Genomic DNA, 24005 nt, shown 5'->3' with positions numbered 1-24005 from the left:
TCAGTAATTTGTATTGTAAAGATAAATTAAGTTGAACTCAAAAATAACGATTTTATTCCGATTGACGGATAAATAATTACTTTTTTAACGTGAATTTCCTGTCATAATCTGTTTACGTTTTGTATGATATTACAAGCTTTGACACTAATATGCGGATGTATGGAAAAGAAATCCGGCGGCTCTCCGGAAAAACATCGAGACGTTTTCTGAAAATTTGTACAAAAGATTTTATTTTTTGTACAAAAAATTATCCAGACATGCAGAGGTTTCCCAAAAAGACGCAGACGACTCATTCTCTACATGCCGGAGAAAATGCATACAGAAGCCGAAAAGGATAGTTACATGTACAGCGTCATGGCAAATCATGCCGAGTCCGGCAGATACCTGCACCCTGATACGAAAAAAGCCCCTTTCGGCAGCGTATTCACTGCGAAAGGAGCTTTTCTTATTTATCTGTAAAGTGGTTTATCAGTTGTTTTCCGGACGAAGTTTACGAACGGTTACGGCTGTCTGCCACATTTCGCTTTCGCGCAACTGACGAAGTTCTTCGTTCAGTTTATCACGATAGTCCGGCTGAGAGTTTGAGTCGATAGAACGCTGTGCTTCGTGGCCTTCGGCAACCGACTTGTACAGCTTTTCGAATACCGGTTTGGTAGCATCGTGGAACGGAGTCATCCAGTCCAATGCACCACGCTGAGCAGTTGTAGAACAGTTAGCGTACATCCAGTCCATACCTTTTGCTGCAAACAGCGGCATCAACGACTGAGTAAGTTCCTCAACTGTTTCGTTGAATGCTTCCGAAGGTGAGTGTCCGTGTTCACGCAATGTTTCATACTGTGCCAGCAGCAAGCCCTGGATTGCACCCATCAATGTACCACGTTCACCTGTCAAATCGGATGTAGCTTCACGCTGGAAGGTTGTTTCGAACAAATAACCTGAGCCGATACCGATACCCAGTGCAATAGTACGTTCGTAAGCCTTGCCGGTAGCATCCTGATAGATAGCGTACGATGAGTTCAAGCCACGTCCTTCGAGGAACATGGTACGCAAAGATGTACCCGAACCTTTAGGAGCAACCATGATAACGTCGACATCTTTGGGAGGAACCACACCGGTACGGTCGTTCCATGTAATGGCAAATCCGTGAGAGAAATACAATGCTTTGCCAGCAGTCAGATGAGGTTTGATGGTAGGCCATACAGAAATAACGGCAGCATCCGACAACAGACACATGATAATAGTACCTCTCTTGCAAGCTTCTTCGATGCTGAACAAGGTTTCGCCCGGTACCCAACCGTCGGCAACAGCTTTTTCGAATGTCTTGCCCTGACGCTGTCCTACAATTACGTTGAAACCATTGTCACGCAGATTCAGGGACTGTCCGGGGCCCTGTACACCATAACCGATGACAGCTATTGTTTCGTTTTTCAATACTTCACGTGCTTTTTCCAAGGGGAACTCATCGCGGATTACTACATTTTCAGTAACGCCGCCAAAATTCATTTGTGCCATAATTACAATCTTTTTATTAAAAAATCAGTTAAATATCACTTTACAACGAGCGACAACTTCCATGCCGTTCTTTTTTATTTCTATATCGTATTCGTTCTCGCCCACCTGTTCGCGATAGAAGCTCAGCTTGTCGCCATAATAGCTTTCGGCAACGTATGCCACTTCGAAGCGGTGAATAGATTTATTGCGGAACATTTCGAGTGGGAACAAATCGAGTGCATGTTCGATGTACTTGATACTATTGACATGACCGTTGAGGTCAATGTCGCTGTACTTCACCAAGTACTCGGAACAAGGAGTCTGCTCTGTCACCTTTACACGGCCGGCTTTGGCTATGGGACAGTCTTTCTTGCAAATATAGTCGGTAATCTTGCCGCCATGCAATGCAAGCAAATCGGCAGGCTTACGAGTTTCCATGCTGATCATTGCCCAGATAGAACGTGCATATCCTATCGGCTTGCCGTCCTGATTCAGGATAGCAAAATTACGGTCGGTAAACAGACGGTACACATTTTCCACCCACGTCTGGATGCTGAACTTCTCGTATGCACGGGGCATTTCCTCCATTTCCACTGCCAGACGTGAAAGCACCCATGTATAATGGTTCTCGTTCAGGGTGGCAATGCCGAAGCCGCGCTCTGCCGCATGAAAGCCAGCACAGTTTAACAGATGGTTACCCAATACGCCCATCGTAAGCTTTTCCATAAAATCTACGTGGAACGGTTCTGCTACAAACTGGTAGGTACTAACTTTATTATCCTCACTCATAACCTTCTTTATTGTTTTTCGTTTTTATATCGTTCTTCCCGATGTGCCAGATATTCGTTTACACGCTCAAAACAACTGGTCGAAATTGCAATTCTTCCTGAGCGGACAAATTGCAGTACGCAGTTCAGGTTTTTCAGTTCCTGGTACAAGCTGGTGATATCGTCGCTCATGCCCGTCATTTCTACCACAGAGAAGGTAGGATTTACTTCTACAATGTGTGCGCCATAGCGACGTACAACTTTCGAAGGTTCTGCCGTCGACTGAAATTCGGGCGTAGAAACTTTATACATGGCCACCTCACGCTGGAAGATTTCCTTGTCGGTAAAGTAGTGTGCCTGTATCACGTCCATTTTCTTTTCTATCTGACGTACCAGTTTCTCTATGATATCAGGGGTAGTCCAGCAAGTAATGGTATACTTATGTACTCCCTTGATGGAAGAGGCAGACACGTTCAGACTTTCGATGTTTATCTGGCGACGTGTAAATACAGCCGTTACCTGATTCAACAAACCGGCAATGTTTTCCGAATGAACGATTATCGTATATAATGTCTTATTATCCATAGTTACTCTTAATTAACAGTCCAACAGCATATAGTTTACGGGACTTCCCGGAGGAGTCATAGGCAATACCTTTCCTTCTTCCACCACACAGGTTTCCAGCAGGAACGGTCCGTCGGTTTCCAGCATCTCACGAATGGCGTCGTTCAACTCGGAACGGTCTATCACTCTGCGAGAAGGAATACCATATGCCGAAGCAATCTGCATGTAGTCGGGGTTCATCATCGGAGTAAATGAATAACGGCGTTTGAAGAACATAGCCTGCCACTGGCGGACATTGCCCAGGAAATTATTATTCATAAGAATAATCTTTACCGGTGCTTTCTGCTCCATCACTGTTCCCAACTCCTGCATGGTCATCTGCAAACCTCCGTCGCCCATAAAGGCACAGACTGTACGTTCGGGACATCCGAAGGTGGCACCGATAGCTGCCGGCAAGCAGAAGCCCATCGTACCCATACCGCCCGACGTTACAACACTGCGGTTCTTCGTGAATTTGAAATAGCGACAAGCTAACATCTGGTTCTGACCGACATCGGTAACCAGTATCGCTTCATTTTTGGTTGCCTCGCTCACTGCGTGAACCACCTCGCCCATGTTCAACGGTCCCTCTGCAGGAAATACTTCCGGTTTTATGACTTGGGTATATTCTGTTTCCTCATATGGTTGGAAACTGGCAATCCATTCGGTATGTTTCTGAGGTTTTATCCGTTCGGTCAGCGCAGACAATGTACGCTTGCAGTTGCCAAGCACAGGTACATCTACAGGTACATTCTTACCAATTTCAGAAGGATCGATATCCAAATGAATGACTTTCGCCTGACGGGCATAAGTAGATAAATCGCCTGTCACACGGTCGTCGAAACGCATTCCTACTGCAATAAGCACATCACATTCGTTGGTCTTGACGTTCGGACCAAGATTCCCGTGCATACCCAGCATACCTTTGTTCAGGGGATGACCGGAAGGAAGTGCCGAAAGTCCCAGCAAAGTACATCCACAAGGCATATCAGCCTTTTCGACAAACTTACGCAATTCTTCCTGTGCGCCGCCCAGTTCTACGCCCTGTCCGACCAATACCAAGGGACGTTGAGCATTGTTTATCAGTTCTGCCGCCTTGTCTACTTCGTCCATATCCGTTTCCGGATCGGGATCATAACTGCGGATAAAATCAACGTCTACCGGTTCGTAATCGGTCATTTCAACTTGCGCATTCTTTGCAAAGTCGAGAACCACCGGTCCGGGACGTCCGCTTCGTGCGATATAAAAGGCACGTGAAACCGCCCATGCTACGTCGTCCGCACGGCGTATCTGATAACTCCATTTCGAAATTGGTTGTGTAATGCCTACCAGGTCTACTTCCTGAAAGGCATCTGTACCCAACAATCCGGCACCTACCTGCCCTGCTATGACAACAATAGGCGTACTGTCTATCATAGCATCGGCTATTCCTGTAATGGTATTCGTAGCTCCCGGACCACTTGTTACCAGACAAACTCCAACTTCTCCCGACACACGGGCAAAACCTTGAGCTGCATGTGCAGCCCCTTGTTCGTGACGAACCAGTATATGGTTCAATTTATCTCTATGATCGTATAAGGCATCGAATACAGGCATGATAGCTCCTCCCGGATAACCGAAAAGAGTCTTTACTCCTTCATGCTCTAATGAACGCATCAATGCTTCCGATCCCGTAATTCTTTCTTTAGCCATAAATCAAAATGAAGAATAATGGTTTTATACAATTCTTACTCCACCCTTGTCGGCTGAGCTTACCATGCTGGCATAAGCCTTCAAGGCTTTAGAAACCTGACGGTTACGAGTTACAGGCGTCATCGGACGTGCTGCCAGCTCTTCATCAGTGAGTTTTACATTTATCGTACGGTTGGGTATATCAATCTCAATGATATCTCCGTCTACTATCTTACCGATATTTCCACCGGCTGCTGCTTCGGGAGAAATATGTCCGATACTCAGACCGGAAGTTCCTCCACTAAACCGGCCATCTGTAATCAAAGCGCATTCTTTTCCCAAATGTTTCGACTTGATGTATGAAGTCGGATAAAGCATTTCCTGCATACCCGGCCCGCCCTTCGGACCTTCGTGAGTAATGACTACCACGTCGCCACTCACAACCTTACCTCCAAGAATTCCTTCACACGCTGATTCCTGTGAATCGAATACTTTGGCCGGGCCTGAGAACTTCCAGATACTTTCGTCTACTCCGGCGGTTTTCACCACACAACCATCCTGGGCAATATTACCTTTCAGCACAGCCAGTCCACCGTCTTTGCTGTAAGCATGTTGCAAATCGCGGATGCAACCAGTAGCACGGTCTGTATCAAGTTCTTTATACGTATTGTTCTGAGAACCCAGCTGGATGTTGAATTTACCGCCCGGTGCACTTGTATAAATACGAATAGCCTCAGCATCTACATCCGCTTTGCAGACATTGTACTTGGCAATTGCCTCTCCAAGTGTAGTACCGTCTACACGATGTACGGTAGTATCGAGCAGCCCGCCTTTGGCAAGTTCGCCTAAAATATTAAGAATACCGCCTGCACGATTGACATCCTGAATATGATATTTCTGGGTATTGGGGGCAACTTTGCACAAACAAGGTACACGGCGTGACAACATATCGATGTCATCCATTTTAAAATCGACTTCTGCTTCGTGTGCAATCGCCAGCAAATGCAATACAGTATTAGTAGAACCTCCCATTGCAATATCCAGTGTCATGGCATTCAAGAAGGCCTGACGCGTAGCGATACTGCGCGGCAATACGCTGTCATCACCTTCTTCATAATATTTATATGCATTTTTCACGATCAGTTCGGCAGCATCCCGGAACAAACGTTTACGGTTTTCGTGAGTTGCAACAATTGTTCCGTTTCCCGGCAGGGCCAATCCGATAGCTTCATTCAGGCAGTTCATGGAATTGGCGGTGAACATTCCGGAACAGCTACCGCATCCGGGACAAGCATGACACTCAATCTCAGCCACATCCTCATCGCTGACAGTAGGATCGGCCGACTTAATCATGGCATCAATCAAATCAAGATGCATACCGCCCCATTCTCCTGCTTCCATCGGACCACCGGAAACAAATACAGTCGGGATATTCAATCGCATGGCAGCCATGAGCATTCCCGGAGTTATCTTATCGCAATTCGAAATACAGACCATCGCATCTGCCTTATGTGCATTCACCATATACTCCACGCTATCGGCTATAATGTCGCGGGAAGGCAAAGAATACAACATTCCATCATGCCCCATTGCAATACCGTCATCTATGGCAATAGTATTAAATTCAGCGGCAAAGCATCCTAATTTCTCGATTTCTGCTTTTACCTGCTGGCCTATTTCATGTAAATGCGTATGCCCCGGGACAAACTGCGTAAATGAATTTACGATAGCAATAATGGGCTTCCCAAACATTTCCTTCTTCATACCGTTGGCTACCCATAAGGCTCTTGCTCCTGCCATACGGCGACCTTCGGTACTCATCGAACTGCGTAACTGATGTTTCATTACATTTATCTCCTTTTCATTAAGTAAAAAGCCTTTCTCAACACTGGCGAGAAAGGCTTCTATACATATTTCTTTATGTGAACTATATACACGAAAACTTTACTCACCTCTTGGTTCTTTTACCACGACGCGAATAATATGCAGGACTGCCAGGTTAATTCGTATATCAGTTATCACTTTCATGTTATCTTGCTTTGTTTTACATCTGCAAAGGTAAAGGCTTTTTCGAAACAAACAAATAAAATGAAAGATTTTTTCGACGAAAAATAATTATTAGTAAGTTCCAAGGCGAATTTTATATCCAAATTCTTTTTATAGAGCCCTTATCATCACTTTTGTTTTAAAAAGAGTAAGCAGAAAAGAAGAAACCTCCTCATTTCAATAAATCATTTTTTATTTGTACCTTTGGCGAAAATTCATTCATTTAAAACTATTATAAAAAAGAGTATGGAAAACAAATACATCACCGTAGCATACCGATTGTATGCTATTGCTGACGGTAACAAAGAATTGCTGGAAGAAGCAACTGTAGAACATCCGTTCCAGTTTATTTCAGGTATCGGATATACACTCGATAAATTTGAAAAAGAAATCACAGCACTGAGTAAAGGAGACAACTTCAACTTTACAATTCCTTGTGCAGAAGCATACGGAGAGCGCAATGAAGATAATGTTCGTCAGGTTTCTAAATCTATGTTCTGTGATCCTGACGGCAACTTCGACAGCGAAAACATCTTCCCGGGTAACATCATCATGCTGAATGATGCAGAAGGACATCAGTTCTATGCGAATGTAGGTGAAGTAACAGAAGATAAAGTTGTACTTGATCTTAACCATCCTCATGCAGGAAAGGACCTGATCTTTGAAGGAACTGTTACAGAAATGCGTCCGGCTACCAATAAAGAAATAGAAGGAATGGTAAACATGATGAGCGGAGAAGGATGTGGTTGCGGATGTGACAGCTGCGGTGGAGGCTGCGGCGACCACGAGCATCATCACCACGACGACGGATGTTGCGGAGGTGGATGCGGACATTGTCATTAATAAATTCAGTCCATATCACGAAAAGTACAATGTCGATGTTATCGTACATTGTACTTTTCATAAACATTTTTCCATTATGATACTTATCGCCGATAGCGGATCGACAAAAACAGATTGGTGCTACGGTACAGAAATAGCTAATTGCAAAATTGTTCAGACGGAAGGAATCAATCCATTCCATCAGCCGGAAGAAAAAATACAATCTATCATTTATAATGAACTTCTTCCACAACTTGAAACTCCAATCCAACGTTGCACAGCTATTTATTTTTATGGTGCCGGATGTTTACCACCAAAGACTGAAAGCATTACGCGGGTATTACAAAATACGTTTCCAGAAGCTGATATTTTTATAGAAACAGACTTGCTGGGAGCTGCACGCGCCTTATGTAAAAATGAGGCAGGAATAGCCTGTATCCTCGGAACGGGTTCCAACTCATGCCTATATGATGGAAAGACAATCATACAGAACATTCCCCCGTTAGGATATATTTTAGGAGATGAAGGTAGCGGGGCTTACTTAGGAAAACGTTTTATCAGTGACTGCCTGAAGGGACAATTGCCTGAAATATTACGGGACGGTCTACAGGAAAAGTTCAACCTTACTATTCCTGAGATATTGGATAAAGTCTATCGACAGCCACAAGCCAACCGTTTTCTTGCTTCTTTTACACCTTATATATATGAGCATAGAAGAATGACACAGGTACATGCTTTTCTATTAGACTGTTTCGGAGAGTTCTTCCGCCGCAATGTCCTGATGTATCCGCAAATATTTCCGGTTTCTTTTGTCGGCTCCATTGCATGGTACTTTCACGAAGAACTGGAAGAGTCTGCACATTCTTTTAATATACCACTTGGAATTTTTATAAAGAATCCTATAGACGAGTTGACTCGTTATCACTTTCAATTATCAGAATATTGATAAAATAAAAAAGGGAATCTTCCCAGACTCCCAATCTTCATTAACCTTAAATCTAATACCATGAAAAACACAATGCAAAGATAGAGATTATATGTTATACAACACAATAAAAACAATAATAATCACATCCTGCTAACCTTTTTTAACATTAAAAAGCTTCTATACTAAAGAAATTGAGCACCTAATTTGTTTATTATAGAAACAAGTTCTATCTTCGTTTAATTTTTCTCCCGCCGAGAAGAATAAAGGGTTACAATTTTTTAAGCATAAAAACTATTTATCAACATTATGGAGAACTATTCAGCGCGGTACAATAGTCTAATAAAGACTTGCGTTCTGCTAGGGGAGCTATGCATTTGCAGCAGTTTATTCTATGTATTCTACTTATGGGCACAATTTTCAGGAAGGCATGCAGAATTGGTAGCAAGTCTTCCACAAGTTCTGATTATTATTACTTTATGCTATTTAGTATGCAGCATCCACGGAGGAATTATACTACATTTACGTAAAGTATATCCTTATCAAATAGTCATGCGTGTATTTCGTAATGTCTTTTATTTTTCTATACTAACCGGCACCTTATTGAGTATTGGAAAGTTCATGAATATATATACCATGTTTTTTCCTGCTTACATATCAGCATTGTTTCTTGTGCTAAGCATTTACCGATTAACGTTTCGCGATATGATTAAACGCCTTCGAACACTCGGTAAAAACTTGCGCTACATCGTTTTAGTTGGAAGTACCTCTAACAATATTGAATTATATCATGAATTAACAGACGACCCTTCTACCGGATCAAAAGTTGAAGGATATTTCGATGACGAACCCAATCCTCAAATGCCAGAACAATGCAATTATCTTGGACGTCCTGGAGAGGTACAAGCCTACCTGAAAGCACATCCATACATTCACTACCTGTTTTGCTGTCTACCTTCACGCCGTAGTAATATTATAGTACCCATCATCAATTATTGTGAAAATAACCTAGTGCATTTTTACAGTGTTCCCAATCTACATAATTACTTACATAACAGAGTATACTTTAACATGCTGGGAGACGTTCCTTATCTTAGTCTACGTACCGACCCATTAAGTCGTCCTGAGAATAAGATTCTGAAACGTACATTCGACATTGTTTTCTCCCTGTTGTTCTTGTGCACGCTGTTCCCGATTATCTTAATCATTGTTACTATCGTAACCAAACTGACTATGCCAGGTCCAATCTTCTTCCGACAGAAACGCAACGGGCTGAATGATAAAGAATTTTATTGCTATAAGTTCCGTTCGATGAAAGTCAACAAGGAGGCAGATACTTTGCAGGCAACCAAAGACGATCCCCGCAAAACCCGCTGGGGAAATATCATGCGAAAGACAAACATCGACGAGCTGCCCCAGTTTATCAATGTTCTGCTTGGCGATATGAGTATAGTAGGACCACGTCCTCACATGCTGAAGCATACGGAAGAATATTCCAAACTGATAAACAAATACATGGTACGCCACTTTGTCAAACCCGGCATTACAGGATGGAGCCAGGTAACCGGCTACCGAGGTGAAACAAAGGAGCTGAAAGATATGGAAGGACGTGTAATTGGCGACATCTGGTACATTGAACACTGGAGTTTCTGGCTGGATATTTACATCATCTACAAGACCGTCAGAAATGTAATCCATGGTGAGAAAAATGCTTATTAACTTAATATAGCGATGCAATAACGGCAGAGATTATCTGAGAAAAAGATATTCTCTGCCGTTGTTTTTATTCGGTTACAACCATTTGGAAACCCTCTCTTCTGTCAGTTTCCACAGCTCTTTTGCCTGTCGGTGATGAAGATACTTATCCGACAAAGGCTTAGGGTGACAACTGACATTCAGTGTCCCGCTCCGCTTACCTGCTTCTTCGTCCAGCAACAGGCTGACGGCTGTAGCAGCTCCTTGACGAGGCGTACGGATAAAGGGTCGGAAAAGAATATCCGTCAAAGGATCGAACCACATGTGCATGGTGATAATGTCCGTCGATACAATACCCGGATCGGCAGCATTGACTACGATTCCCCGCTCCCTGACACGAGCTGCCAGTTCCAGCGTAAAGAGAGTCAGAGCCAGTTTCGTATTACTATAAATAGGGATACGCCAGAAACCACCTTTTCTGCCGTGCTGAAAAAAATCAGGAAAATCCAGCCTGCCGACGGCATACGTACAGGAAACCATATTCACAATACGGCTCCCCGCTTCCATCAGCGGCAAAAGCTTGCGCGTCAACAGATAGGGTCCAACATAATTCACGCTGACGGTTCGTTCTAACCCGTCTTCCGTAATATGAAGTCCCGTTTCCATCGTTCCCGCATTATTCATCAGCAAGGTAATCTGTTCACCCCGTTCCACCATCTTCCGGGCGAAAGATGCGACCGAAGTCAGTGAAGCCAGATCGACAAACTGCACCTCTATATCCGCATTACCTGTTTCCGACATAAGCAGATTCCGTTTTTCCTCTGCCCGCGACAGATTACAACACGCCATTATCACCTTATAACCAGCCGATGCTACCGCACGAGTTATCTCTGTACCCATACCTCCATCGGCACCCGTTATCACCGCCAGTTTCTTTTCCATCTTATCCCTTGCTTTCTATACGTTCGATTTCCTTTTTAATACAAGGAGGAAGCTCCTCTTTCAGACGTTGATGGCACGCCATATCAATGGTATACATGCGGGCAATACAATAGTTGCTGTGCTTGCAGCTACAGCGCGCATTTTCTTCCTCACGCATACGATTTACAAAACCCGGCTCGTTGAGTAACGCACGCCCCATTTGTACAGCCTCGAATCCATCGTTCAAGACCTCATCGATTTTTTCACGGGCAACCAGTCCGCCCACATACACCAGCGGCATATCCAGTGCCTTCCGGAACTTCAATGCATCTTCCAGAAAATAAGCCTCGCGGAAAGGCACAGCAGGTATCATCCACTTTCCTACCAGACGTACGCCATACTTCAGCCACCAGCAGGTCATGTAGTGCGTCATGGTACGGATTGGCATTTCTCCTCTCATCACATACATCGGAGCCTTGCTCACGAAACCTCCGCTCAAAACCAGCGCATGAGCACCTGACTGCTGCAACCGATGTGCCACCTGCAGCGATTCTTCCAGTTCCATGCCTCCCCGAAATCCGTCGCGCATGTTCATCTTTACCAATACTGCCATGTCTGTTCCTGCCGCTTTCATCACCTCCTCCATCACCATGTCCATAAACTTCATCCGGTTTTCCAGCGAACCGCCAAACTGATCCTTACGGTGATTGGTAGCAGGAGAAAGAAACTGACTGATAAGATAACCGTGTCCGGCATGAATTTCCACGGCATCGAATCCGGATTCACGTGCCAGACGGACGGCTTGTCCGTATGCCCGTGCCATTTCGGGCAATTCGTCCGCACGAAGTCCCCGCACAAAGGTAGGCGAATAAAGATTGAATCCGCTGCTCGCCCCTACGGGCAGACAGCCACAGATACTCTTGTGCGACATGTTGCCGCAATGTCCTAACTGGATACTTGCCGCTGCTCCCTCCGCATGGACAGCATCTGTCAGCCGACGCAAACCGGGTACAATCTCCGGACGCATCCACAACTGGCGGTCGAACGACAAGCCGCTTCGGGTAACTGCCGCATAAGCGACCGTCGTCATGCCAACGCCACCTGCAGCCACCGAGCGATGATACTCGAGCAACTGCTCGGAAGGTTTGTTGCCGGGGCACATACTTTCGAAAGCCGCCGAACGGATGGTACGGTTACGCAATGTCAGCGGTCCCAGTCGGACCGGAGTAAATAGTTTTGAATCCATAATAATCAGTTAAAAAGTTAACACTGCAAGCAATCCGGCCTTATCTTTTCCATAGAAAAGCCGCTCACTTGCCACGCCCGGAAAAGATACATCCGGCAGCGTTCTAATATATATAAGGTATAATACGTTTTCTGTTTCCAACTGCCTTCTCGCCAAATTCCTCGCAGTAACGCTTGTAAATGGCATCGGCACGCGGCACCAGGTTGGCAGCCGTCCACCAGACAAACACCCATGCGGCAGGCGAACCTGTCAGCAGAGCGAAGCCAATCCATTCTATCAACTCACCCAGATAATTGGCAGAAGTCACATAGCGGTAAAAGCCTTTCTGCGGCAAATAATGTTTCGTATCGCCGGGTTTACGAAGGTGACGGATGACATAATCGGAATGCAGGTTGATTCCCATTCCAAGTACAAACAATGCCAAACCAATCCATGGCAGAGAATGCATCCAGAACTCACTGCCGTCCGCATACAAGCCATCGAGAGGATAACGGAACAGACTTGCCGTAAGCAACATGCCATTCAGTATATTAAATACTACTCCCATGGCAACAATGGCAACCGGCATACGACTTTTGCCTCTCATTAACAACGGGAAAACAAACGAACGCTGAAAATAATGCAACAAAAACAAAAAGGCAAATGCAGCCTGTGGAGCCCATATCCCCACTCCACTGCACACCCACCCGTACAGCATGACAATAAATGCCGGTACTTCCATCAACATCCAGGCTAACTTGTTGGGAAGAGAAACTCCCCACGAGGTTGTCCGGAACATACCATATCCTGCCTTTACAAAATAAAGCGCTACAAAAACTACCACACCAGCTACCGACATGGCATATAAAAGGAATTGATACGTTTCATGACTCATAAGCTCCAATTTTATGAAAACAACCAAAATTACAAAAAAACAAGACAACTCAAGTAGTACGAAAACCATAAAAAATCCCCTTTTTCTCCTATTATCCTCTTCGTAAATCATACGATACAAATAAGGTAAAAAGAGAAAAAGGGGAAAAGCTGCCTGTCATTCCACCAGAGCGTCAATATGTTTCCGGAAAAACGTCAGCAGAAAAAAAATTTTTTTGTACAAATTCTCAGAAAATTTGTACAAAAAATCCTGTACGTATCAGCACGCCTTGAAACTCATGTCCAGACCTTTTACAGAATGCGTCAGGGCACCTACCGAAATGAAGTCGACACCGCACTCGGCATAGTCGCGCAACGTATCAAACGTGATACCGCCCGATGATTCAAGCTCTACACGTCCGTTCACCATTTCTACCGCCTTACGAGTATCTGCCGGCGTAAAGTTATCAAGCATGATACGGTCTACACCACCCAAATCGAGCACCTGCTGCAATTCATCAAAGTTGCGTACTTCGATTTCTATCTTCAAGTCCTTGCCTTTTGCCTTACAGTATTCACGTGCACGGGTGATAGCCTTGTCAATGCCCCCGGCAAAATCGACATGATTGTCTTTCAGCAGAATCATATCGAACAGACCGATACGGTGATTTACGCCGCCGCCAATCTTAACTGCCATCTTTTCGAGCACACGCATACCCGGAGTTGTTTTACGGGTATCGAGTACGCGAGTCTTGGTTCCCTTCAGACGCTCTACGTAACGGTGTGTCATGGTAGCGATACCACTCATACGCTGCATGATGTTCAGCATCAGGCGTTCAGTCTGAAGCAAAGACTGCACTTTACCTTCTACGACCATTGCTACGTCGCCCGGCTTTACGTGTGCGCCATCGTTAATGAAAACCTCCACCTTCAGTTCCGGGTCGAAACGGCGGAAAACTTCCTTTGCCACCTCGATGCCGGCAAGAATACCTTCTTCCTTAATCAAGAGTTTCGATTTTCCCATAGCATCGGCAGGAATACACGACAAGGTGGTATGGTCGCCGTCACCAATATCTTCTGCAAACGACAAATCAATCAGACGATCGATTAAATCCTTAACTACTTTTTCGTCCATCTTTATTTATGATTTTAAATATGTTTTCTTACTGGCAAAGGTAAGGATAATCCTTATCTTTGCAAAAAGATTAAATTAAAACAAGACAGAAAATGAAATTTACGTTACTTGTTGTCGGACGGACAGTAGAAAAACATTACATCACCGCCATAAACGATTACGCAGAGCGTACGAAACATTATATCTCTTTCGACATAGAAGTCATCCCAGAGCTCAAGAATACCAAAAGCCTGAGCATGGAACAGCAAAAAGAAAAAGAAGGAGAACTGATTCTGAAAGCCTTACAACCGGGCGACGTACCCGTTTTGCTTGATGAACACGGCAAGGAATTCCGCTCCGTCGAATTTGCCTCATGGATAGAACGCAAGATGCATACGGTAAGCAAACGGCTGGTATTCATCATCGGAGGCCCCTACGGATTTTCGCCTGCCGTATATGCCGCTGCTCAGGAAAAGATATCTTTGTCGAAAATGACCTTCTCACATCAGATGATCCGGCTGATATTTGTAGAACAACTTTATCGTGCCATGACAATTCTGAACAACGGTCCGTACCATCACGAATAAAAAAATATCGCACAAACGGCAAGTCTTTCATTCAGGCTTGCTGTTCGTGCGGCAATATTATCTTTCCAACAACCGGACAGCAGGCCTTTTCATTTGCCTGATCAGGGTCTTGGTTTCAGCATCTACCCGATACGATTCAGTTATTTTCTGCAACGTTTTATTGTATGTAAAGTCGTCCAGCGTATTCTGTTTCAAATAATTCATGGTAAGCTCAGGAAATTTTACAAAGCAAACCGACAATGCCCATGCTACGGCCATCTTTACATAATATCCGTCGTGCCGGATAGTATCATATTCTTTCAGTAGTTGTCCGATATGCTCCTCGTCGATGAAAAGCTGCATACTCATCACTACCCCGAAGCGAATCTCGTATTCTCCCTGTGCATGCATCCAGTCTACCAGGTAGTTCCACAAGCGGTCTTTATTGTCGCTTATAAACTTTTTTCCTCCCCCGAACTTAAATGTATCACACACCGACCAGCTGTTTATAATCCATACAAAGCAAGTTACACGATGTAAATAGTATTCCACATCATCATCGGGCTTGATACATCCCAACACCATTCCCTGTAACATACGCTCTTCCATATAAAACGTATCGGCCGTAAGCAGATATTCTTCCCAGTTTGTATGGGAAATCTGTACTGCAAGTTTACGAAGTTCAGGAATTCTGATTCCTAAAACATGCTCTACACCGGGATTTAAACTTTCGGCAAATGCTCTATTTGCTCCCTCCGCCAGACGTAACAAATGTTCTTTGATTGTCAGGTCGTCTAATCGGTATTCTTCCATTTCTATATACCATTAAAAACAAATTTTCCGCAAAGTTAAAAACAACTGTACCTACTACTAGGTATTTAACAACTTTTTTTACCAACTAATGGGTATTGATGCCCCAAAGCAGGTATTCTACCTTTGCCTTTGTTAAAAATAAACAAAAGGAAAGAACAAATGAAAAGTAAAATGTTTCTATTTTCACTTTGTTTCGCAGCAGTAAGCACGCATGCTTCTGCAGTAAACGAAGTTGAAAAAGCATGCGGCAACAACGGCAGCACGGTAAAGGAATCGAGAACCCAAAAGCGTTCCATTCTGAAAACCGAGAAAGACAGTAAAGGGTTAACCATTGGAGGATATGGAGAGGCTGTATACAGTCATAACTTTTACTCCGACAAATATATCCGCTACACAGCCAAAGACCCGAGCGTTTACAAAGGGCAATCGCACGGACGCTTCGACTTACCTCATGTGGTACTTTTTCTGAATTATAATTTCGGACACGGATGGACAATGGGTAGTGAGATAGAATTTGAACATGGAGGAACCGAAAGTGCTGTCGAAATAGAAGAAGAGGAAGCGGGTGAATACGAAAGTGAAGTGGAACGTGGCGGAGAAGTAGCACTGGAACAGTTCTGGATCCAGAAGTCTATTTGCCCGGAGTTCAATATCAGGCTGGGACACATTATCGTTCCGGTGGGAGGAACAAACCAGCATCATCTGCCGACTGAGTTTTTCGGAGTTTATCGCCCTGAGGGAGAAAATACCATCCTCCCCTGTACTTGGCATGAAACAGGCATCAGCTTGTGGGGACAGGCTGGCAACTGGCGCTATGAAGTATTACTGATTCCGGGACTGGATTCTGACCGCTTTAATCGCCTGAACTGGATACAAGGCGGTGCCGGCAGCCCGTACGAATTCAAAATAGGCAATTCTGTAGCCGGAGCTTTCCGCATAGACAACTATTCTGTCAAGGGACTGCGCTTGTCTGTCAGCGGCTATGCTGGTAATTCATTCAACAATTCACTGAACGACTACAAGGACAGCGAAAAGTATAAAGACATAAAAGGTACAGTCTTGATTGGTGCCTTCGACTTTAATTACAACGACCATAACTGGATTGTCCGTGGCAATTTCGATTACGGCCATCTGAGTGATGCCGACAAGATTACAGAGGTCAACAAAAAGATGAGCAATAACTCCCCTTCACCTCAGCAGAACGTGGCCGAAGCTGCCATTGCTGCCGGTTTTGAAGCAGGCTACAATGTTTTCTCCCAAATCAGGAAACTAAACGAAAAAGGGCAGAAACTGTATGTCTTTGGGCGCTACGACTATTACGATTCCATGTATAAAACCAGCACTCCTATTTACAGATTCTGCGGACGTAACCGCCTTGCTGCCGGACTGAACTACTATCCTATTCATGATATCGTCATTAAAGGAGAATACTCCATCGGACTGATGCGAAATCCTTATAATAATGAACCGTCCGTATCGGTAGGAGTAGCCTATGCAGGACTATTCACTAAATAAATTCAAGCGAAACAAGTATTTAAATAATATCAACAAAAAAATCAATAGACATGAACAAGTTTTTTAAATTACCTCTTTGCCTGGTCATGACTGCCATGATGGGCACTGCTATGATTTCGTGTAGCGACAACAACAGTGGGAACAACAATTCCAACGGACTTTCGGATGAAGAACAAACTCTGAAAGAAGTTATCATTCCCTATGTAGACAATACAATTATCGCCACGTACAAAGCAATGGCAGACGAAGCCATATTAATGAGTGACGCTTGTACGAAAGCAAAGGAAACCTATCTGAATGGAGATAAGAAAAAGGCTACAGAGTATGTAGCCGAAGCATGTGAGCACTGGACCGAATCACGAAAAGCATGGGAATTGAGCGAAGCTTTTCTATTTGGTGCGGCAGGAGATTATAACATCGACCCACATATTGACTCGTGGCCTCTTGATCAGGTTGCTCTGGATAATCTGCTGAATAACCAGAAGATGATGGATGCCATAGGAACCGGCGACTTTGATTACATCACAAGCAATCTGGGATATGGGCTTCTGGGCTATCATGCACTGGAATATATCTTGTTCCAACTGACTGATGACTCTCATCGCGAGCCAAGAAACTTCGAAAAGACATACAACTACAGCGGACAAGTAGTAAATATAACCAACAATCACATGATTTACATGGCAGGAGTAGCTCAGGATTTGCGCAACCAGTGTATTCGGCTGGAAGCATCTTGGGCAGGAATAGGTAACGTTACGACACAAAAACAGGAGATTCTTGCAGATACGGAACAGGAGCCGACCTTCGATTACGGTACAAGCATGAAGACAGCCGGACAGGGAGGAAGCAAATATACCAGCTATACCGTCGCTGCACAAGAATTGATTCAAGGATGTATCGACATCGTAGATGAGGTTTGTACGCAGAAAATCGGCCGCCCTAACTCAGGTCAGACAGCCGACGACAAGAATTATATCGAATCTCCCTACGCATTAAATTCGGTTGTCGATTTTACAGACAATATTAAAAGCGTAAAAAATGCATACGAGGGCATCGGATACGACGGAAAAAACAACTCGACTTCTGTCAGTGCTTACATTGCTACCGTCGACCCGACTACTGATACAGAAGTAAAGACCTTGATCGACGAATCTATTACCAAGATACAGGCCATACCGGAACCTTTTGCCAAAAACGCAACTGGAGCACAAGCCAATGCAGCCATCGAATCATTAACTAAATTGTCGGCTGCACTAAACAAGGCAAACAAAGCTCTTTTAAAATAATCAGGAGAATTTCTCTTTAAAAACAGCCCAACAGTTCAAGACAACCATCTCGGAACAAAAAGTTATTTCCATATAGAACCGACTGATCCAAGATGGCTGTTGCAACTGGAAAGCGATCTACATTTACTGCAATATGAAGACAAAATTTTTTCATCTGATACATTCTTTATGCATTATCAGTGTCCTGACAGCATGCAGCGACAATGAGAATCAGACTACAACACCAGATTCCCCTGGCAATAGCGAAAAGCCGGAATGGTACTATGCCGGAGGACAATTAGGAACCTCCTATCTTACCACCTCGAATGCTTTCGAACAGCCGACCGAACCTGTCGAATCAAGCGAAGAAATGAGCCAGCGGTTTAAGAATGGAGAGCAACTGTTTGAAAAAATGTATATGAACAATCACTCCGGAGTTCGCAAAGGACTGGGCCCGGCTTATGTACGGAGTTCATGTATTCATTGCCATCCCGGCTACGGACATGGTAAGCGTAATGCCTCAGGTGCCTTTCAAACGACAACAATCGGGAACGGATGTCTGCTGGTTGTCTACAATCCTGATACCGATGGATATGTAAGCTGGCTGACCGGAATGCCACAGGGACATGCCACCCAACCCTTCAAAGCCCCGCTGGACGAAAGCAAAGTCATTATCGAATGGAAAAAATATACCGACGAGTGGGGAAACAAGTTTCCCGATGGTGAGAGTTACGATTTGGAATATCCTGAGGTGACTCTCGCTCCAGACGCAGTCTATGCCAAAAACAAAGGTATCATCAGCAGTCTGGGTAATTATAAAGTCCTGCTGGAATCTACTATCGGCATTTATGGTACCGGCCTGCTGGATGCCATCGCAGATGAAGACTTGAAAGCGCAATATGCCAAAGAAGAGAAAGACGGCTACATGAAAAATGGCTTGAACGAGGCATTCTTCAAAAATGGAGAATGGGTAAAGCAATACAGCAACACCAAGGTTACAGATGTCAATCCGGACTTTGCCGACAAAGGAGAGCTCCATCCGTTCAGATTTACGTATGCCTTGAGCCGCGGACCGCTGCAAGATGCAGCAGGAGCCAATGCCATGTGGAACATCACCAATGTAACTCGCAGCAACCGCCGCTATCATTATCTCGACACTTACTTTGCCAACACAGAGGGAGAAGACAAGACAGTATATGGAGGAAGTTCGTGGGTAAAGGCTTCTGCCAACGACCCGGAAGTACAAGCCGGCTATCAGGCTTATATTGAAGAAGCCGATCCCCAAAAAAATCACCCGACGTGGCACGCCAATGACTATTCGGACAAGGAACAAGTGGCAAAGGCTATTGCTTCCTACCTGACGTCCAAGGAACTGGATGTAGAGATGGACGATGAAGATTTCATCGATTTCATGGTATGGCACCGGGGACTTGCTGTTCCTGCCGTGCGCAACATCGACGATGCTGATGTCAGAAAGGGAAAAGAACTCTTCGCACAGATAGGATGTGCATATTGTCATCGTCCGTCATGGAAAACGGGAGATGATACTTTTTACGACCCGAACGGATTTTTTGCCAAGGGAGACAACCGCCTTCCCCAGTATCCGAACCAGACAATCTGGCCTTATTCCGATCTGGTTCAACATAAACTTCACATGGAAAACGATATCCGCACCGGCTGGTGCCGTACCACTCCTCTTTGGGGACGCGGACTGCATCAGATGTGTACGGGCTCCTCTACCTCCGACCGTTTGCACGACAACCGTGCACGAAACGTCATCGAAGCAATCATGTGGCATGGAAATAAAAAGAGCGACGCCCGCATGACTGTAGAAAAATTCCGTAATCTCTCGAAAGAAGAGCGTGATGCCATCGTGAAATTCATTGATTCCATCTAAAAACATGGTCCGGCTTTTCCAGCAAAGGAAATAACCGCATCCGGAAAGACGGAGAGAATATTTATCATTTACTGCAGATTACACTGGACTATACAGGTCCGATGCCCCCGACAGCCGAAAAGGATAACAAATTTATGACCTGACAAATCTGTGTAATCTGTGGTAAATGTTTACTTTAGTCCTTTATCTTTACGACACGTAAAACAGCATACAGAATGACAAATACATTAAAGAAAATAACCTTTTCCCTATGGGGAATTCTCATTCTTATCATGGCAGCCGCAACAATTGCCGGAAAACTGTACGGAACAAAAGTTGCCGAAACCTATATTTACAGTTCGCCTTTTTTTATTGGGCTTTGGATAGCAGCAACCATACTCTCTCTTACCTACATCTGCAAGCGCCATCTCGAAAGAAGAAAAGCCACTTGTGCCCTACATCTGGCATTCATTCTCATATTATCGGGAGCACTGACTACACATCTTTGGGGAATACAGGGAAGCGTCCACCTGCGACAAGGGGCCAATCCGGTGACAACATTCACCACAAACGACGGACAGACAGCAGACTTTCCTTTTGGCGTATCACTAAAACAGTTTGAACTGGCCTATTATCAAGGGACATTTGCTCCGATGGATTTCGTCAGTATACTAAACATTCACGACGGTGATACGACACTGACAGGAAAAGTTTCCATGAATCACATCTATACTTACCGGCACTACCGTTTCTATCAGTCGGCATACGATGCAGACCAGCAAGGAAGCACTTTATCGGTCACTTGCGACCCTTACGGCATTGCACTCACTTATACCGGATATGTTGCGATGCTACTGGCATTCATCGGATTCTTTTTCGACAGACACAGTTACTTCCGCAAGCTGCTTCACCACCCGAGCCTGAAACGAACGGTGGCTTGCCTGCTGTTGCTTATCGGCAGTGTCGCAGCACTTGAAGCATCTGTATCTCCAACTCTGCCTAAAGAAACAGCCGGCAAGTTTGGGAAACTCTACGTATATTACAACAACCGTATCTGTCCCCTGCAAACACTCGCCAAGGAATTTACGACCAAACTTTATGGTCGCCCGACTTACAAAGGCTTTACTTCCGAACAAGTTCTGACCGGATGGCTCTTCTATTACGAGCAATGGAAGCAGGAGCCCGTCATTCTCATCAAGGATAAAAATGTACAAAACATACTGGGAGTGAAAGGGAAATATGCTTGTCTTGCCGATTTTGCAAATTCCACCGGCTATAAGTTCGACCAAATCTCATATGCTGAAATTACAGCCAAAGAATTACGTGCCATAGAAGAAGCCAACGAAAAATTCAACCTGATAAGTATGGCCTGCAACGGCAGCCTCTTCAAGCTCTATCCGTTCCGTGAAAAAAATGAAAAACAGCCGGTATGGTACTCGTTAACCGACGAGTTGCCCGTATCTATCCCCCACGAACAATGGGCTTTTATCCGCTACAGCATGAATCTGCTTGCCGAAAAGACTGCTCACCAAGAATATGAAGCCATTGATACACTCATCGAGAAAACCAGGATATACCAGAAGAAAGAAGCACGGGGATTCCTGCCTTCGGATGCACAATTTTGTGCCGAAATACAATATAACGAAATGGATTTTACCCGTCCGCTTGCCATGCTCTGCCTGACCGTCGGCATCCTCTCCTATCTCTACTACTGCCAGAGAATGATAAGCCGACGCAACTGGAATATCTCAACCGGCAAACTACTGCTTGCCGGACTCGGAATTGCAGGCATATACCTTCTGATACTTATCGGGCTTCGAGGGTTCATCAGCGGACATCTGCCAATGTCGAACGGATACGAAACCATGCAGCTTATGTCCTTATGCAGTATTCTGCTCACTTTTTTCCTGTACCGGAAGTTTCAACTGGCTATTTCATTCGGCTATATCTTGTGCGGACTCACCCTGCTGGTCGCCATGCTTGGCGAAGCAAACCCACCTGTCACCCAACTTATGCCGGTGCTCGCCTCCCCTCTTTTAAGCATCCATGTAGTAACCATCATGCTATCGTACTCACTGCTGGCTTTTGTCATGCTGAACGGAATCACGGCAATTATCCTGAGCCATACACAGACAGACTGCGGCCAGCAGATTATCAGACTGCAAGTCATCAGCCAGCTCATCTTATATCCCGCCGTCTTCCTGCTGGCAACCGGTATCTTTATCGGAGCTGTATGGGCAAATGTTTCGTGGGGAAGATACTGGGGATGGGATCCTAAGGAAGTATGGGCACTCATCACCCTGCTGGTTTATGCCGCCGCCCTGCATCCGGCATCCCTATCTCCCTTCCGCCGGCCTCAGTTTTTCCATTGGTTTACCGTAATAGCCTTCTTCAGTGTACTGATTACTTACTTTGGAGTCAATTTCATAATGGGAGGCATGCACAGTTACGCCTGAGCCATCCTCCTTCTTCATCCCGATAAAAAGCAAAAAGAGGCTGATGCAATACAGCATCAGCCTCTTTCCTGTTCCCCCACGCCAACGGGGTAACGCTAACTATTTCTATTTATTTTCATCAATAAACTTCTACTTTGCCAGCCAGTTCCTTACACTTGTCGCGCAAAGCATCCAGATCGCCGTCGTTCTTATCGTAACATACTACGACTCCCATACGGCGGTTCAACTTGGTATAAGGCTTTCCGAAGATACGGAGGTAAGTATTAGGCTGCGAACAAACCAGTTCCTCTCCACGGTAACGCGGAGTTTCCTTGCTGGCAATAGGAGAAAGAATCACGGCACTTGCACCGATATGTTCCTGAGTAATACCCGGAATAGGAAGTCCCAGCACAGCATACAGATGAAGTTCGAACTCGTTCAGGTTCTGTGTATTGGCAAGTGTAACCATACCCGTATCATGCGGACGCGGAGAAAGTTCCGAGAAATAAACTCCGTTTTCATGACTCAAGAAAAATTCTACCCCCCACAAGCCGTAACCTGTAAGCGCTTCGGTAACCTTTGCCGCCATCTTCTGAGCCTCAGCAAGATGCTCGGGAGCGATATGAGCAGGCTGGAAACTTTCACGATAGTCGCCACCTTTCTGTACATGTCCGATTGGCGGGCAGAACAATGTCGGGCCATTTTTCTGAGTGACTGTCAGCAAAGTGATTTCACTGTCGAACTTGATAAACTCTTCTACGATGAGTTCTTTGATATCGCCACGGCTGCCTTCACATCCGTACGCCCATGAATATTCCAAATCCTCAGGACCTTTGGCTACCGACTGTCCCTTACCTGACGATGACATCAGCGGTTTGATTACACACGGATAACCAATCTTTTCGGCTGCTTCTTTCAGTTCGTCCAATGATTTGGCATAATAATATTTTGCAGTCTTCAGTCCCAGTTCCTTAGCCGCAAGGTCGCGGATAGCCTTACGGTTCATTGTAAAGTTTACGGCACGGGCACTCGGCACAACCTGAATACCTTCTTTTTCCAGATGATAAAGACGTTCGGTACGGATAGCCTCAATCTCGGGTACGATAATATCGGGATGATATTTTTCTACCACACGGTCGAGTGCATCACCATCCAACATATTAAATACCTCACAAGCATCGGCCACCTGCATGGCGGGAGCACCTGCATACGAATCACATGCGATAATGTACTGTCCCAGACGTTGGGCAGCAATCACAAACTCTTTTCCTAATTCGCCGGAACCCAGCAAAAGTATTTTCTTAGTCATATCTTAACAGTTAATCCTATTTTCTTTTCAGCAAAGATAACGATTTCTGTTGATAGATTATACGAAGTATGAT

At 44.8% G+C, this 24005-nt stretch carries 19 protein-coding genes; 8 read left to right on the top strand and 11 right to left on the bottom strand.

The window, feature by feature from the left end:
- Positions 1-468 precede the first annotated feature (468 nt).
- From ilvC to ilvD, 5 genes are read right to left on the bottom strand one after another with little or no spacing between them, the layout of a single operon-like run.
- Positions 469-1512 carry a ketol-acid reductoisomerase gene (ilvC, locus tag WKT12_RS09625; protein ID WP_021970230.1) on the bottom strand — a complete coding sequence of 348 codons (1044 nt, stop codon included), beginning with the start codon at positions 1510-1512 and terminating at the stop codon, positions 469-471.
- Between the two features lie 24 nt (positions 1513-1536).
- Complete coding sequence (locus tag WKT12_RS09620; protein WP_340319556.1) at positions 1537-2280, bottom strand: acyl-[acyl-carrier-protein] thioesterase; 744 nt, start codon at positions 2278-2280, stop codon at positions 1537-1539.
- Between the two features lie 8 nt (positions 2281-2288).
- Positions 2289-2843: an acetolactate synthase small subunit gene (gene ilvN / locus WKT12_RS09615; RefSeq protein WP_021970232.1), complete on the bottom strand. Its 555-nt coding sequence runs from the start codon at positions 2841-2843 to the stop codon at positions 2289-2291.
- A gap of 12 nt (positions 2844-2855) precedes the next feature.
- Positions 2856-4553, bottom strand: a complete 1698-nt coding sequence (gene ilvB, locus WKT12_RS09610) for a biosynthetic-type acetolactate synthase large subunit (protein ID WP_340319555.1) — start codon at positions 4551-4553, stop codon at positions 2856-2858.
- A gap of 24 nt (positions 4554-4577) precedes the next feature.
- Positions 4578-6377, bottom strand: coding sequence for a dihydroxy-acid dehydratase (gene ilvD / locus WKT12_RS09605; protein WP_021970234.1), 1800 nt, complete (start codon positions 6375-6377; stop codon positions 4578-4580).
- Between the two features lie 447 nt (positions 6378-6824).
- Here ilvD and WKT12_RS09600 point away from each other — a divergent pair, with 447 nt between their 5' ends.
- The 3 genes from WKT12_RS09600 to WKT12_RS09590 all read left to right on the top strand — a co-directional run bounded on the left by WKT12_RS09600 (position 6825) and on the right by WKT12_RS09590 (position 10044).
- Entirely contained in the window at positions 6825-7421 is a 597-nt protein-coding gene (locus WKT12_RS09600; RefSeq protein ID WP_021969985.1) for an FKBP-type peptidyl-prolyl cis-trans isomerase, read from the top strand.
- A gap of 76 nt (positions 7422-7497) precedes the next feature.
- A complete protein-coding gene (locus WKT12_RS09595; RefSeq protein ID WP_340319558.1) occupies positions 7498-8346 on the top strand; it encodes an ATPase in 849 nt (282 codons plus the stop codon).
- A gap of 288 nt (positions 8347-8634) precedes the next feature.
- Positions 8635-10044 carry an undecaprenyl-phosphate glucose phosphotransferase gene (locus tag WKT12_RS09590; protein ID WP_340319554.1) on the top strand — a complete coding sequence of 470 codons (1410 nt, stop codon included), beginning with the start codon at positions 8635-8637 and terminating at the stop codon, positions 10042-10044.
- Positions 10045-10116: 72 nt separating this feature from the next.
- On the opposite strand, the gene WKT12_RS09585 is transcribed toward WKT12_RS09590, so the two are convergent.
- From WKT12_RS09585 to nadC, 4 genes are all read right to left on the bottom strand, one after another.
- Positions 10117-10962 (bottom strand): SDR family oxidoreductase, encoded by an 846-nt coding sequence (locus tag WKT12_RS09585; RefSeq protein WP_340319553.1) that lies wholly within the window; start codon positions 10960-10962, stop codon positions 10117-10119.
- A 1-nt stretch (position 10963) separates the two neighbouring features.
- Positions 10964-12187: an NADH:flavin oxidoreductase gene (locus WKT12_RS09580; RefSeq protein ID WP_340319552.1), complete on the bottom strand. Its 1224-nt coding sequence runs from the start codon at positions 12185-12187 to the stop codon at positions 10964-10966.
- Positions 12188-12290: 103 nt separating this feature from the next.
- Positions 12291-13061 (bottom strand): DUF1295 domain-containing protein, encoded by a 771-nt coding sequence (locus tag WKT12_RS09575; RefSeq protein ID WP_340319551.1) that lies wholly within the window; start codon positions 13059-13061, stop codon positions 12291-12293.
- A gap of 258 nt (positions 13062-13319) precedes the next feature.
- A complete protein-coding gene (gene nadC / locus WKT12_RS09570) occupies positions 13320-14174 on the bottom strand; it encodes a carboxylating nicotinate-nucleotide diphosphorylase (protein WP_021969979.1) in 855 nt (284 codons plus the stop codon).
- 92 nt (positions 14175-14266) lie between these two features.
- Here nadC and rlmH point away from each other — a divergent pair, with 92 nt between their 5' ends.
- Complete coding sequence (gene rlmH, locus WKT12_RS09565; protein ID WP_340319550.1) at positions 14267-14740, top strand: 23S rRNA (pseudouridine(1915)-N(3))-methyltransferase RlmH; 474 nt, start codon at positions 14267-14269, stop codon at positions 14738-14740.
- A gap of 57 nt (positions 14741-14797) precedes the next feature.
- On the opposite strand, the gene WKT12_RS09560 is transcribed toward rlmH, so the two are convergent.
- Positions 14798-15532: a DNA alkylation repair protein gene (locus WKT12_RS09560; protein WP_340319549.1), complete on the bottom strand. Its 735-nt coding sequence runs from the start codon at positions 15530-15532 to the stop codon at positions 14798-14800.
- Between the two features lie 159 nt (positions 15533-15691).
- Here WKT12_RS09560 and WKT12_RS09555 point away from each other — a divergent pair, with 159 nt between their 5' ends.
- From WKT12_RS09555 to ccsA, 4 genes are all read left to right on the top strand, one after another.
- On the top strand, positions 15692-17047 hold the full coding sequence (locus tag WKT12_RS09555; RefSeq protein WP_340319548.1) for a hypothetical protein: 1356 nt from the start codon (positions 15692-15694) through the stop codon (positions 17045-17047).
- Between the two features lie 50 nt (positions 17048-17097).
- Positions 17098-18333, top strand: a complete 1236-nt coding sequence (locus tag WKT12_RS09550; protein WP_340319547.1) for an imelysin family protein — start codon at positions 17098-17100, stop codon at positions 18331-18333.
- A 133-nt stretch (positions 18334-18466) separates the two neighbouring features.
- Complete coding sequence (locus tag WKT12_RS09545; RefSeq protein ID WP_340319546.1) at positions 18467-20209, top strand: di-heme oxidoredictase family protein; 1743 nt, start codon at positions 18467-18469, stop codon at positions 20207-20209.
- A gap of 215 nt (positions 20210-20424) precedes the next feature.
- Positions 20425-22644, top strand: coding sequence for a cytochrome c biogenesis protein CcsA (ccsA, locus tag WKT12_RS09540; protein WP_340319545.1), 2220 nt, complete (start codon positions 20425-20427; stop codon positions 22642-22644).
- 118 nt (positions 22645-22762) lie between these two features.
- On the opposite strand, the gene purT is transcribed toward ccsA, so the two are convergent.
- Positions 22763-23932 (bottom strand): formate-dependent phosphoribosylglycinamide formyltransferase, encoded by a 1170-nt coding sequence (purT, locus tag WKT12_RS09535; RefSeq protein ID WP_021969972.1) that lies wholly within the window; start codon positions 23930-23932, stop codon positions 22763-22765.
- Between the last annotated feature and the right edge of the window lie 73 nt (positions 23933-24005).

This window comes from Phocaeicola sp. HCN-6420 (assembly GCF_037890145.1).
Lineage (GTDB): Bacteria > Bacteroidota > Bacteroidia > Bacteroidales > Bacteroidaceae > Phocaeicola.
This window is presented reverse-complemented; position numbering and strand designations above follow the sequence as displayed.

What these genes read in the sequence shown, in the direction of transcription:
- WKT12_RS09620 (WP_340319556.1), bottom strand. Translation starts at nt 2,280, where the DNA reads ATGAGTGAGGATAATAAAGTTAGTACCTACCAGTTTGTAGCAGAACCG.
- WKT12_RS09560 (WP_340319549.1), bottom strand. Translation starts at nt 15,532, where the DNA reads ATGGAAGAATACCGATTAGACGACCTGACAATCAAAGAACATTTGTTA.
- ilvD (WP_021970234.1), bottom strand. Translation starts at nt 6,377, where the DNA reads ATGAAACATCAGTTACGCAGTTCGATGAGTACCGAAGGTCGCCGTATG.
- ccsA (WP_340319545.1), top strand. Translation starts at nt 20,425, where the DNA reads ATGACAAATACATTAAAGAAAATAACCTTTTCCCTATGGGGAATTCTC.
- WKT12_RS09595 (WP_340319558.1), top strand. Translation starts at nt 7,498, where the DNA reads ATGATACTTATCGCCGATAGCGGATCGACAAAAACAGATTGGTGCTAC.
- nadC (WP_021969979.1), bottom strand. Translation starts at nt 14,174, where the DNA reads ATGGACGAAAAAGTAGTTAAGGATTTAATCGATCGTCTGATTGATTTG.
- WKT12_RS09600 (WP_021969985.1), top strand. Translation starts at nt 6,825, where the DNA reads ATGGAAAACAAATACATCACCGTAGCATACCGATTGTATGCTATTGCT.
- ilvC (WP_021970230.1), bottom strand. Translation starts at nt 1,512, where the DNA reads ATGGCACAAATGAATTTTGGCGGCGTTACTGAAAATGTAGTAATCCGC.
- WKT12_RS09555 (WP_340319548.1), top strand. Translation starts at nt 15,692, where the DNA reads ATGAAAAGTAAAATGTTTCTATTTTCACTTTGTTTCGCAGCAGTAAGC.
- ilvB (WP_340319555.1), bottom strand. Translation starts at nt 4,553, where the DNA reads ATGGCTAAAGAAAGAATTACGGGATCGGAAGCATTGATGCGTTCATTA.
- WKT12_RS09550 (WP_340319547.1), top strand. Translation starts at nt 17,098, where the DNA reads ATGAACAAGTTTTTTAAATTACCTCTTTGCCTGGTCATGACTGCCATG.
- WKT12_RS09575 (WP_340319551.1), bottom strand. Translation starts at nt 13,061, where the DNA reads ATGAGTCATGAAACGTATCAATTCCTTTTATATGCCATGTCGGTAGCT.
- WKT12_RS09585 (WP_340319553.1), bottom strand. Translation starts at nt 10,962, where the DNA reads ATGGAAAAGAAACTGGCGGTGATAACGGGTGCCGATGGAGGTATGGGT.
- WKT12_RS09545 (WP_340319546.1), top strand. Translation starts at nt 18,467, where the DNA reads ATGAAGACAAAATTTTTTCATCTGATACATTCTTTATGCATTATCAGT.
- ilvN (WP_021970232.1), bottom strand. Translation starts at nt 2,843, where the DNA reads ATGGATAATAAGACATTATATACGATAATCGTTCATTCGGAAAACATT.
- WKT12_RS09580 (WP_340319552.1), bottom strand. Translation starts at nt 12,187, where the DNA reads ATGGATTCAAAACTATTTACTCCGGTCCGACTGGGACCGCTGACATTG.
- purT (WP_021969972.1), bottom strand. Translation starts at nt 23,932, where the DNA reads ATGACTAAGAAAATACTTTTGCTGGGTTCCGGCGAATTAGGAAAAGAG.
- rlmH (WP_340319550.1), top strand. Translation starts at nt 14,267, where the DNA reads ATGAAATTTACGTTACTTGTTGTCGGACGGACAGTAGAAAAACATTAC.
- WKT12_RS09590 (WP_340319554.1), top strand. Translation starts at nt 8,635, where the DNA reads ATGGAGAACTATTCAGCGCGGTACAATAGTCTAATAAAGACTTGCGTT.